Consider the following 12,669-nt stretch of genomic DNA (forward strand, 5'->3'; position numbering starts at 1 on the left):
CCAAATTGATTTTAAGAAAACACATAAATAGGAGCTGATATGACCGCCTTAATCCCTTTTTATAATCCGAACATCAGTTATGAAGATAATTATGCTCAAGGACCTTTTGGACTTTTTGCTGAATTAGACAAAGCAGAACAAGTGCCGACTAAACAAACTAAATTTTTAAATGTTAATGTTAATCTACCTTTTGGTCAGCCTGCTGGACCTTTATTAAATGCTAACTATATTAAAGCCGCTTTTGCTTATGGATTCGATTTATGTGTATATAAAACGGTCAGAACAAAATTCCATAAATGCCATCCTCTACCAAATGTTTTATCTGTACATCCTAAAGGAAAATTATCAAGCAATCTTGATACTGTTTTAGCTGATACTAATTATCAACAACCTTTATCGATTACAAACTCCTTTGGTGTGCCCTCTTTTGCACCAGATATTTGGCAACCTGACATGGCTGATGCGGTAAATTCAGCGGGACAAGGTCAATGCGTTATTGGTAGTTTTCAAGGTACACAAGGCCAAGGTGAAATCGAAAAAGATTATGCTTTAGCTGCAAAACTAGTAAGAGAAACCAATGCACCAATACTTGAAGCAAACTTAAGTTGCCCAAATGAAGGGGCTAGTAAATTATTGTGCTTTGATGTTGATAGAGTTGAGCGTATCGTTAATGAAATTAAAACAGCAGTACCAGATCGCCCACTTATTTTAAAATTAGCCTACTTCCCTGATGATGAAAGAATTATTTCTTTATTAACGCGTATTGGTTCTATTATCGACGGTTTAAGTACAATTAACACGCTATCAGCTAAACCGGTTGATGCCAAAGGGCATCCTGCTTTAGGTGATAATCGAAAAGAAGGTGGAATATGTGGTGATGCGATTCGTTGGGCTGGTTTAGATATGGTGAGTCGTTTAGCTAAATATCGTAAACAGATGGATTTAAAATTTAGCATCATTGGCGTTGGTGGGGTTAGCAATAGTGAACATTATAATGAGTTGTTAAACGTTGGAGCTGATGCAGTAATGAGTGCTACAGGTGCTATGTGGAATCCTTTATTAGCAATCGAAATTAAAAAGAGCCTGCAAAAATAACCATTAATTTATATATTGTTACAGGGTAACTTGCCCTGTAATTTATTTGCTTTTTGTAAACACTCAGCTTAGCTATTACTTCTTCTTAAAATAATAATAACCAAAAACAAGGTGAGCTAAAAAGACTATCGCTAAGATAATTCTGACATGTAATGAATTAAAAATAATAAATGGTATGAGCAAAACGATAAATACCATTATTAACATTTTGAGTAGGCTTGATTTAGTGACTTGCTTTTCAATAAGCATCTTTTTGATATAAATTTGATAATAACGACTTTTAGTAAAATAGTGATAAAGACGCTCAGAACTATTAAGCCATAGATAAGCTGTTAATAAATAAAAAGGTACTGTTGGCAGAAGAGGAACAAAAATTCCAACTGTCCCTAACGCAAAAGTAATTCCACCACCGATGATAAATAACCATTTTTTTAACATTGAAATATAGCTCTATTTCGACTTAATATTGATTAATAGAATGGATAATAAGTAGATATAGTATAATCAGATAATAAATAAGGACCAAAACAAGATTGAATTGGCGGAACGGACGGGGCTCGAACCCGCGACCCCCTGCGTGACAGGCAGGTATTCTAACCAACTGAACTACCGCTCCGCTTTTTAGCTGTCTTTAATGCTACAACATTAAAGTAGGCGTGATGTTAAAGATAAATTTCATTTTCGTCAATAATAATTTGCAAATTAATGTTTAATTGCATATAAAACCATCATTATTGCGAGTTCCATAACGCCCCACCACTTTTTTTGTCAATTTTTTCTAAAATAGCTTTATGTTGGCCAAGCTCATCATCAGACGCTTTAATCACTTTTAAACGATTACCATTACGATCTATTTTCTTAACAGCATTAGCATCAGTAGAAGATGAAAGATGATCATCACTACTAAATGACAAGGTGGTTTGCCCCCCTGTCATTGCAAGATAGACTTCTGCTAAAATCTCGGCATCAAGTAAAGCTCCGTGCAGTGTTCGATGAGAATTATCAATCTGATAACGTTCACAAAGCACATCTAAATTATTACGTTTTCCCGGAAACAAACGTCTTGCCATAGCTAAGGTATCGGTAATAATACAATGTTCTGCTGTTTTGAAATTTAAACCACAAAGGCGAAATTCGTAATCCATAAAGCCAACATCAAACGAAGCATTATGAATAACTAACTCAGCACCATCTATAAACTTGATAAAATCATGAGCAATATTTTTAAATATAGGTTTGTCTTTTACAAATTCATCACTAATACCATGAACTTTGAAGGCTTCTTCATCGATTAAACGTTCGGGATTAATATAGACATGAAAATGATTACCTGTTAATCGTCGATTAACAATTTCAACGGCACCAATTTCAATAATCTTATGTCCTTCATAATGGTTATTGCCTTCTTGATTCATACCAGTGGTTTCTGTATCTAATACAATTTGGCGATTACAATTAGTTATCACGTTATTCTCTTTTTGTTTATCAGTAATTGGGGAATGATCAAAATAATGGTATAGTTTAGCACTAAACGCTTCTAATGTTGATACCCAATAGTTTTAGGTGGTTAAACCATTTATAGTAACAAACACTCATTTTTGCTTTATCTTTAGCAGATAGATAACAATTAATATCATTTTAAAAAGATTATTAACATGCTCAAAAAAATAGAAATTTATACTGATGGTTCTTGCTTAGGCAACCCTGGCCCTGGTGGTTATGCCGCAATTTTAAAATATAAACAAACAGAAAAAACCCTATCAAAAGGTTTTTATAAAACAACAAATAACCGTATGGAATTACTTGCAGCAATTGTTGCCTTAGAAGAGCTAAAACAACCTTGTTTAATAGAATTATATTCAGACAGTCAATATTTGCGTAACGGCATTTTAAACTGGATCCATACTTGGAAAAAAAATGGTTGGAAAACAGCTAATAAAAAACCAGTAAAAAATGTAGATCTTTGGACTCGACTAGATTCACTTGTTCAAACGCATAAAATTGAATGGATTTGGGTAAAAGGTCATGCTGGGCATGTTGAAAATGAACGTTGTGATGTGATTGCAAAAACTATGGCTGAAAATCCAACTATGCATGACACACTATTTGAACAATCTGCTGGTGACTAAGTGTTATTTAACTAAAAATATAGTGATAATATTTAATCAATTTTGTTGAAAGGAGTTAGGTCAAATGTTTCAATTGCATATTATTCCGGCATTAGCAGATAACTATATCTGGTTGCTTGAAAATGCCCATAGGCAAGTGATTATAGTTGATCCGGGTGATGGCAAACCTGTTATTAACTATCTAAACCAGCACCAACTCTCCCCTCTTGCAATTTTACTCACCCATCACCATATTGATCACCTTGGTGGTGTTAAATTACTGCAAGACTATTATGCTGATATAGCCATTTATGGGCCAAGTGAAATTAATTTACCTTTAACATCACTATCTAATAAGCACACAATTACCATTGCTGATTTTAAATTTGATATATTAAAAGTACCAGGCCATACTTTAGGGCATTTAGCCTATTACTGTGCGCCTTATCTTTTTTGTGGTGATACGTTATTTTCGGCCGGATGTGGACGAGTTTTCGAGCAGCATTATCAGCAAATGTTAGATTCACTCAATAAATTAAAAAAGTTACCGGATAACACATTAATTTGTGCAGGTCATGAGTATACTTTATCGAATTTAAAATTTGCCAAACACATGGTACCGGAAGACGAAAATATTACGCAATATTTAAATTATATTTCAAATAAAACAATAACTTTACCTTCAACATTGTTGAATGAAAGACAAATTAATTTATTTTTGAGATGTAATGAAAAAAACTTACAAAGTAAATTCAATTTTAACAATGAGTTAGAATTGTTTACTTTTTTTAGGAGCCAAAAAGACAATTTTTAGGTATAATACTCAACTTAAATTCATGTTAAAACTTGTAAACTAATGAAAAAGTTAATAATTTTTACTGTGTTATGTTCTTTTTTAGGTGCATGTCAAAATCACGGAGCTCGCTATAATAGCACTTATAAAAAGCACAACTCTAAATCAATAATGACAACGAGTATCAAAAGTGGTGGTGTAAATTACTCATCAGTGACTCAAAATCCTTGGCAATTTATGTTAGCGCAAATTAATGTTAATGTGCCAGAAAATAGTCGAATTAAAGCCGAAAGAGAACGTCTATTACGAAATCCGCAAGGATTTGAAACTATCGCACTACGTTCTGAACCTTATGTATACTATATTATCAACCAGTTACGTAAAAATAATCTACCGGTTGAGTTGGCATTAATTCCTTTAATTGAAAGTTCATACGATCCAATGGCAACATCCCCTGCTCAAGCTGCGGGATTATGGCAATTTGTACCGATTACAGCCAAAGAATATGGATTAAAGCAAAGCAATTACTTTGATGGTCGCCGTGATTTGATTGCATCAACTAATTCAGCGATATCACTATTACAAAACCTTAATAGCAAATTTAATGGCGATTGGTTATTAACTCTTGCTGCTTATAATGCGGGTGAAGGTCGAGTTAGAAAAGCAATTGAAAAAAATCAAGCTAAAGGTTTACCAATCAATTATTGGTCTTTAGATTTACCTAGTGAAACCATGCACTATGTGCCTAAGATTTTAGCCATCATTGATATTGTAAAAAATAATCAACAATATGGTATTAAATTACCCGATTGTAATTATGAAAACTCTTTAGTGCGAATCGATATGTCTAAAAATATTTCATTGGCTAAAATTGCCCAATATACTGGGTTATCACTCAATGATTTAATGACATATAATGCTGGGTATGTACAACAAACGGTAAATGGTCCTTTCCATTTACTTGTTCCTTATGTTCATGCTGAAGATCTATTTAAAAAATTACAAGCAGAGAATTTGGTTGCAAATGAAATAACTGAACTATTACAAGACGTACCGCATGCCACAATGCCATTTGAAGTGAAATCTTCAACAATCAAGTATAGTTCAACAAATAATAGAACAGTTAATTCTATTTTAGGTAAAAATGGTAATAGCAGTAAAAAAATTACCTATCTTGTTAAAGCTGGTGATAATCTTTACTCAATCGCACAAAACTATCGTGTAAAAATTACCGATATACTTGAGTGGAATAAGTTAAAAAATTCGCGAGTAAAAGAAGGCGATATTTTAACCATCAATCTTGCTAATGCAAACCCAATCTAAAATTCACTAATAGAGGATTATGATCGGATGCAGTTGTACTAATAATTTCAGCTGCATCAAGTTGTAATCCTCGATAAAAAATAAAATCTAACGGTCTTCCCATAAATGTTTTTCGAATATCGATAGAAAAATTAACCGGTTTTAATCCTATAGAACGAATCAGATGATATAAAAGATTCAAACGTTGCCGACTCCACGCGTTAAAATCCCCAGCCAAAATGACCGGTCCATGATGTTCTTTAATACGATTTAACAAGATGAACATTTGTTGACGATAAACTTTTACCCCCAAACTAAAATTAATCGCATGTATATTGGCGACCAATAATTGTTCTAAAGAGTGCTCAATCGGGTAATAGGTAATTAATGCTGACTTGGGTACTCTAATTAGCGGCTCTCTCTCTTTAAAAGATAATAAGGCAGAAGGTAAACTATCAGTTATGGTCATAACGCCTGCATAGATATCATTTAAACAATAAGCCGGCACATGATCAGCTATTTTATTATGCTTTGAAATAAAATTTAATAATTGTGGTGTGGTTTGGGCCTCTTGTAATAAAATCAGTTTGGTACTTTTTGCATATTGCTCCAAAATTTGAATACAATCCGCCCTTTTTTGCTTGAAAATATTCCAAACTAAAACTGAAAAAGAGTCTTGGTCAATCAAAGGTTGATTTACGATGATATGATGATTAGGTAAAATCAATTCAACATCATTATTTCCTTGATATCTTAATGTATAATCACGATTTTTAAACATACTAAACGGTCATTTTTGTTTCAAATAATCATCAAATGATAATGTATCACTTTGCTCTTTCTTTTGCTGTTTTTCAATAGATAAAACACGTTGTTGAACAAAATCACCATCGGTTAATAACGATAATGGTTCAGTTATAAGTTGTTTTTTATATTGAGTTGCAAGTACTAAACCAAATTCAGACGTACCTAAATCACTAATAGCCTGTAAGGTTCTTGCTGAAAGTGTTAGCTCTGGTTGATCAAACATCAATTCTAATCGTTCACAAACTTTACGATATTGCTGTTGATCATCTTTATGATCTAAAACATCAGCAACGCGTAGTAAGTCTTTAAATAAATCATGACCAACTTTAGAAAGCGGCTCATGATAACTATCACACCCCATACCAATTTCAAGTCCAGGTTTTCGCCCTTCTATGACAACACGATTCCAGTTTAATTTTGCACATTCAAGCTCTTGGCTACTCATTTCTGGTGCGGGTGCTAAGGCACACCATATTAAAAATAGATCAATAAAACGAATTTGTTCTTCAGTAATACCGATTGGTGAGAATGGATTTACATCTAGGGCTCTAACTTCAATATATTCTATTCCACCACGTAATAGAGCATCTGATGGGGTTTCACCAGCCCTAGGCACACGTTTTGGTCGAATTGGCGCATAGAATTCATTCTCTATCTGTAATACATGATCATTCAATTGACGATAATGACCGTCAACTTTGATACCTAATTTTGCAAATTCTGGGGATTTAGTTTGGGTAGCTCGTTTTAATCCTTCGGCATAGGTCTCAAGATGATTAAAAGTAATACCTAATTGTTTTTGAGCATTATTGGTATACCCTATATCACTCAATCTTAATGAGGTCGCATAAGGTAAATAGCAATTACCATTGGTTTGTTCAATAAACGCTTTGGCTTTCTTAGGATCTTGAATGAAAGAAGAACACATAGAGGGAGATGCACCAAACAAAAAAGGAATGACCCAACCAAAACGATAATAATTACGAATTAATCTAAAATAACCTTCAGAAATTACCGCTTTACCTTCTTCACTATTTTTAACACCATCACGAGCTTGCCAAAAAGCCATTGGTAATGAAAAATTATAATGCACGCCAGATATGGTTTGCATCATCGCGCCATAGCGATTTTTTAAACCTTCTCGATACGTTGTTTTGAAGCGTCCTTCATTTGATTTACCATATTGCGCTAAAATAATGTCATCTTCATTTGCGACAAAGCACGGCATGCTTAAAGGCCACATCATTTCATCACCAATACTGACACTAGCATAACGATGTAAATCACGTAAAAACGTTAGCATATAATCGATGTTGGTATTAACTGGCGTAATAAATTCCAGCATCGATTCGGCAAAATCTGTTGTGATCCATGGATGAGTTAAAGCAGATCCAATTTTATTAGGGAATGGGGTCTTAGATAGTGTACCATCAGGTAAAATACGCAACGTCTCACGTTCAACACCACGTTGAATACCTTGTAAAATAGTATAATGTTTTTCTAACCAGTTAAGTGCTTTAGAAACATCAGGAATCATAGTTGACTGCTTCCTTAATCATATTTTAGTTAATATCATATTAACACAATTTGCCTTATGCTAAATGCAATTTTAATATTATTAAAATCATTAAATAAGCTTTTATAGAGTTAATAGGTAAAAACAGTAACATTTATTAAGCAGAGCGCCGATTCCAATAATCAAACTGTTAATGTAAAGATGTTGATAGATAAAAAATATAATGCAACGTTATTATTTGATTATGAATTGAGTAGACTTTTTTAGCCTACTCAATTTTAACTATTTTTAATACTGAATCTTGATTTTACTTTTATTGTTGTGCTTTTTGATTAGCAAGGTAGCTTTCATCAACTGGCGTTATCGCTTTGGTTTGATGATTGTAAATAAATGTTCGACCAAAACCAATTACCACGCGACCCACTGTTGGTGTGATTTTGTATAAATTGAAATCATTCATTTCAGCCAACATATAAACCATTTTACTGACTCGCTTAGCCAAATTATCAATAATTTGTTCAAACACCTCTGAACCTCGTTCAATCACTTTAGCTGTCGCTTGTGATGTTATACGCCTACGAGCATAAATGTTTTTAGTGTTTGTTTCATCTTCAATGATTAAAAACGATATATTAGGATTTGTTTTAATATTTTGACTATGAGGCGCCAAATTAGAGATTAGAATATAGTAATCATTACCATCAAAAAAGTAAGGTGAATAACTGGTTTCAATACCAGTATCTTGATTTATTGTCGATAATATCAAGGTCAAAACAGACTCATGTAAACTATTTAAAGTATTATGTACAAGATTATTTGTGGACTCAGCCATAGAAAAACTCCTTTTTATTTAAATTTAATCTTCAAGTTATTTTTATTGTCATATGTTATAAAATTAATTGATAACAATGATTAAAATAATTTGAGACATCTGTATGTGAAATAATAATAAAGCTACTTGTGGGTAACTTACGTTGTAATAATTGTAATAGTTGTTGTTCTGATTTTTTATCGAGCGCATTGGTTGTTTCGTCCATAAATACCCAGTCAGGTTTTTGCATCAAGATTCTAGCGATCACTAAACGCTGCTTTTCACCACCAGATAGCTTGTTAAAATCATAATCAAGTAATTGATTTTCGATATTTTCTGACGTAAAACCAACTTCTAATAAAAGTTCTTTAATATGTGTTAAATTTTTTTCAAGTAAAGGATTAGGATAGCTAACTGCATGGGCTAATCCACCTATTGGAAAATAAGGTGTCTGAGATAAAAAGAGTATTTTTGATGCGGGTAATTGTACTGTTCCTTCATAATAAGGATAAATGCCAGATAATATTTTTAGAAGTGTCGATTTTCCCACTCCAGATACGCCAGACAAAATTACAGATTCACCTTGATTTAGCTGAAAAGTTGGGCACTTAAGTATAACTTTACCCTGAGGGGTTTTTATGATCAAGTTGTTAACGTGTAGAGTAGTTATCATCTCTTCAGGTTGATGGGATTGACGATGTATTTCCGTGATAGATTGCGTATATTTGATAAATTGACACAGACGGTGACTACAAGCAATCAGTTCAGCCAGTTTATTATAATTGAAAATAAACCAAGATAAATTAACCACAACATTACTAAAGGTTTTGCTAATTTGCATTAATGAACCTAAACTGACTTTGCCAATCAAATAAATCGGTAATGCAAAAAAAGTAGGAATTTGAAGTACCGTCAAATTATAAGGTCTAGTGAAACAGCCTAATCGTAATTGACGCTTGATTAATTGATACCAATTGTTTTTTATTTTATCAAAATATTGATTTAAAATTTGTTTTTCAACATTTTCACCTTTTAATAAAGCAATAGGTTCTTTCGATTCTCGAAACCGTGTTAAAGCAAAACGATAATTGGCTTCTTTATGTTGTTGTTCAACTAAGAGTGTTTTTAAAGGACTCCCCAACCAATGAGCAAGGCATGAGCAAAATAATACATATATCGGTGCTAACCAAATCAGATAATGAGAAATACTGATATTGATATCGACAATATTGAAAGCTAATACAAAGCTATCGGTAATTTGCCATAATAAGATAAAATATGAAAAAAGTCCTATTAACTGTGTAATAAATGAAAACCCTTCATTGGTTAATTTCTCAACAAACAGCTGACAATCTTCAGCTATCCTTTGATCTGGATTATCGATTTCACCCTGTTTATTATTAAGATACCAATAAGCTCTGTTATCAATCCAATAATCTAAAATTTTATTATTCAGTACATTACGCCAAGTTATAGTCAAAACTTTTTTTAAATAATCAGCAATAAGATAAGTCATTGCCCCTAAAAAAGTTAATAAAATAAAAACCATTATTTGATTTAATACACCCTGCATATCATACTTTTCTAATGCATTATAAAAATTTTTATTCCAACTTATCATTTCGAGACTGATTTTTATTAGAATAATGTTCAAGCTAATGACAATAAATGCATAACCAAATCCCAACTTACCTTGTTTTGTATTGCAACATAACTTAATGAGCAAAAAAATATTTTTTAAGGTTTGCAAAATCTTTACTCTCTATACTGCCTATTACTTATCAATATGATCAATTCTTTAAACAAAAATTGATCATTAATTAGATTTAAATTTTTTAAAAACTAACTGCTATATCAAAACCAAACGTTCTTCCCGGTGCGGTTTGCAATTCCAATGGATTGGTTGCTTTTACATTATCTTTCGGATCTTTATAATAAGTACTGAACATCGGCCATTTAAAATAACGTTTATCGAAGATATTTAAGACTGAGGCTCTAAGTGTTATATTTTTATTAGGATGCCAATTAAAATATGCATCATAAATGGCATATCCTTGAGGTTTAAATACGTCGCCTGCTGTCTCGTCATCTTTTGATACATGGCTAACCGCTTTAGAAAACGTGCTCACAATCTCGGTATCAAAATTGAGTTCAGGTTGATGCCATTTAATACCAAGATTACCTTGTAAAGGCATCGCTTCGTTAAAGTAAGATTTTTTCTCGCCAGGTGAAGATTGCTTTTTACCATACTGATAAGAGGCTGAAGCATTCAAAGACCAATTCTCTAAAAAACGCCACTCAGCAGATGACTCAAGCCCCCACAGATTAACGTTAGATAAATTTTTGTAGGTATAATCTTTAGGTCCAACCTGAATAAAATTTTTAATATAATTACTATAATTGGCTTTAAATACACCAAAACTAAACCAGCCTTCTGAAAAATCACCGCGTAAACCTGTCTCATACGATTTTACTTTTTCGGGTTTTAAATTCGGATTAGGAATCAAATTCATTGATGCCGAAGGCAATGAGGTATATAGCTGTTGCGCCGTAGGCATTTTAAAACCTTCAGCATAACGAGCATAAATTGAATATTGTTCAGTTATGGAAAAAAGTGTACCAAGTTGTGGGATTAAACGATGTGAAGTCAATTTACGAGGCTCTTTGTCTTTAATCACCACATAATAATCATCAATATTGGGTTTGATTTCATAGTTGGCATAACGTAACCCCGGTTTGATTTTAAAACGTTCAGTAAATAAATGAAATTCATCTTGAAGATAAACATCAGCTCGACGGGTTTTTGCATTTGCAAAGTTAAATCCGCCACCAATTGTTTTTACACCATTTTTAGTGCTCTCATTACGATAATGGCTACGGGTTATATCACCTTGAAAACCATAAACTAAATCATGCGCTGTATCTAAAAAATCAAAGCTAGAATTTAATTGTAAATCAAACTGTAAAAACTTCTCTTTATAATCATTAGTAGTATAAGTATAGATAGGTTTATTTTTCTTATCTCTTTGTTCACGGTGAGATTTTAAATATCGCTCTTGGGGTGAATAAGAAATTACTGTTTTTATTTGATCAACAAAATTCACCGATGGTGACCACGTATCATCAATGGCATAACGTTTTCGTGTTTGTATTTGGGTACGTTTATAGTCACCATTGAATGTTCCTGATGACTGCAAACCATAATCATACAACTGTTTTACATAAGAGTTTGAACGAAAATTTTCAAAAGTTAATTTTGTTTCGCGATTATCATTATGGTAAACCAACTTAGATAACATATTTTCTGCTTTAGCATCTAATGGATTAAGTTTATTACATCCGATGGCCTCATCCCCTCTTGGGCAACCCCAAATTCCCCCATTGGCTTTAGCTTTTTTTAACTTAGCTTCTTGATAATCACGCCGACTAAAACTTAGTAAAGCTTCCAAATTTGGCATTAATTCGAAAGCAAGCATACCCGTTTTAGTATTTTGTTTATTTAAACTATCATAAGCACCATTAATCTTTACCGCATAAGATTTATTCTGCAATAAATCACTTGGATCTAACGTTTTAAAAGCAACCACTCCGCCTAACGCATCAGCCCCCCACAGTACAGAGCCCGGACCTCGAACAATTTCAACCGCTTTTATTGTTGATAAATCGATAAAATTACGGTTGCCATCTTGTAATCCTTCTATCACTCTTGCACCATCAACTTGCATTTGTATGCGGTTACCGGTCATGCCTCGAATTCTAATTCCGCCTAAATTACCAAAAGGATCAGTCCCTGAGGTTTGTCTACTGACAGAAATTCCGGGAAGATAGCGAACAAGATCTTCCATTGTTGACATTTGATGATCATCAATATTTTTTTTATTAATAACATCAACTGTTTCGGGAATGGCCAATTTTGCTTTTTTTTGTCGACTAGCTGTTACAGTAATGGTATCTAAATCATCATTTTCAGCATAAACCTGAAATGGCATTGAAGCAGCCAAAATAGTTAACAATACTTTATTTACTTTCATCCTATTTTAAAAATCCTATTTATATGAACTGTATTAACTATTGCTCCAATATTTGATAATTATCATGTTTTATTTTTAATGTAACAAATTTGATTAAACCGATCAATGATAATAATTACCATTTACATGTGATAATGATTATCGCAAATAATAGTGTATTAATTATATTCAACTAAATTAGTAAATTATGTATAAATTAATTGATA

The 12,669-nt window shown here is 32.7% G+C and carries 11 protein-coding genes and 1 tRNA gene; 4 read left to right on the forward strand and 8 right to left on the reverse strand.

The annotated features are described in order from the left end of the window. Positions 1-39 precede the first annotated feature (39 nt). Positions 40-1,095 carry a dihydroorotate oxidase gene (locus tag A9G09_RS01145; protein WP_065633090.1) on the forward strand — a complete coding sequence of 352 codons (1,056 nt, stop codon included), beginning with the start codon at positions 40-42 and terminating at the stop codon, positions 1,093-1,095. A gap of 75 nt (positions 1,096-1,170) precedes the next feature. On the opposite strand, the gene A9G09_RS01150 is transcribed toward A9G09_RS01145, so the two are convergent. The 3 genes from A9G09_RS01150 to dnaQ all read right to left on the reverse strand — a co-directional run bounded on the left by A9G09_RS01150 (position 1,171) and on the right by dnaQ (position 2,561). Then, entirely contained in the window at positions 1,171-1,533 is a 363-nt protein-coding gene (locus A9G09_RS01150; RefSeq protein ID WP_065633091.1) for a YbaN family protein, read from the reverse strand. 101 nt (positions 1,534-1,634) lie between these two features. Next, positions 1,635-1,711: transfer RNA gene (locus A9G09_RS01155), tRNA-Asp, on the reverse strand. Positions 1,712-1,826: 115 nt separating this feature from the next. Next, positions 1,827-2,561 (reverse strand): DNA polymerase III subunit epsilon, encoded by a 735-nt coding sequence (gene dnaQ / locus A9G09_RS01160; RefSeq protein WP_255307620.1) that lies wholly within the window; start codon positions 2,559-2,561, stop codon positions 1,827-1,829. Between the two features lie 189 nt (positions 2,562-2,750). On the opposite strand from dnaQ, the gene rnhA reads away from it, so the two are divergent. From rnhA to A9G09_RS01175, 3 genes are all read left to right on the forward strand, one after another. Then, the gene (gene rnhA / locus A9G09_RS01165) at positions 2,751-3,224 is read left to right on the forward strand and encodes a ribonuclease HI (RefSeq protein ID WP_065633092.1); all 474 of its coding nucleotides are present in this window, start codon (positions 2,751-2,753) and stop codon (positions 3,222-3,224) included. Positions 3,225-3,288: 64 nt separating this feature from the next. Then, the gene (gloB, locus tag A9G09_RS01170; RefSeq protein WP_065633093.1) at positions 3,289-4,017 is read left to right on the forward strand and encodes a hydroxyacylglutathione hydrolase; all 729 of its coding nucleotides are present in this window, start codon (positions 3,289-3,291) and stop codon (positions 4,015-4,017) included. 42 nt (positions 4,018-4,059) lie between these two features. Continuing rightward, positions 4,060-5,319: a transglycosylase SLT domain-containing protein gene (locus A9G09_RS01175; protein ID WP_081297428.1), complete on the forward strand. Its 1,260-nt coding sequence runs from the start codon at positions 4,060-4,062 to the stop codon at positions 5,317-5,319. Here A9G09_RS01175 and A9G09_RS01180 read toward each other — a convergent pair. From A9G09_RS01180 to A9G09_RS01200, 5 genes are all read right to left on the reverse strand, one after another. Then, complete coding sequence (locus A9G09_RS01180; protein WP_065633095.1) at positions 5,300-6,079, reverse strand: endonuclease/exonuclease/phosphatase family protein; 780 nt, start codon at positions 6,077-6,079, stop codon at positions 5,300-5,302. The two genes, A9G09_RS01175 and A9G09_RS01180, sit on opposite strands and share 20 nt — an antisense overlap. A 9-nt stretch (positions 6,080-6,088) precedes the next feature. Next, positions 6,089-7,642 carry a glutamate--cysteine ligase gene (gene gshA, locus A9G09_RS01185; protein WP_065633096.1) on the reverse strand — a complete coding sequence of 518 codons (1,554 nt, stop codon included), beginning with the start codon at positions 7,640-7,642 and terminating at the stop codon, positions 6,089-6,091. A 292-nt stretch (positions 7,643-7,934) separates the two neighbouring features. Beyond that, positions 7,935-8,453 carry a HugZ family protein gene (locus A9G09_RS01190; protein ID WP_065633097.1) on the reverse strand — a complete coding sequence of 173 codons (519 nt, stop codon included), beginning with the start codon at positions 8,451-8,453 and terminating at the stop codon, positions 7,935-7,937. 55 nt (positions 8,454-8,508) lie between these two features. Next, positions 8,509-10,182, reverse strand: coding sequence for an ABC transporter ATP-binding protein/permease (locus A9G09_RS01195; protein WP_081297429.1), 1,674 nt, complete (start codon positions 10,180-10,182; stop codon positions 8,509-8,511). Between the two features lie 85 nt (positions 10,183-10,267). Further along, a complete protein-coding gene (locus A9G09_RS01200; protein WP_065633099.1) occupies positions 10,268-12,463 on the reverse strand; it encodes a TonB-dependent hemoglobin/transferrin/lactoferrin family receptor in 2,196 nt (731 codons plus the stop codon). Between the last annotated feature and the right edge of the window lie 206 nt (positions 12,464-12,669).

Source organism: Gilliamella sp. wkB292 (assembly GCF_001690235.1).
GTDB lineage: Bacteria > Pseudomonadota > Gammaproteobacteria > Enterobacterales > Orbaceae > Gilliamella > Gilliamella apicola_F.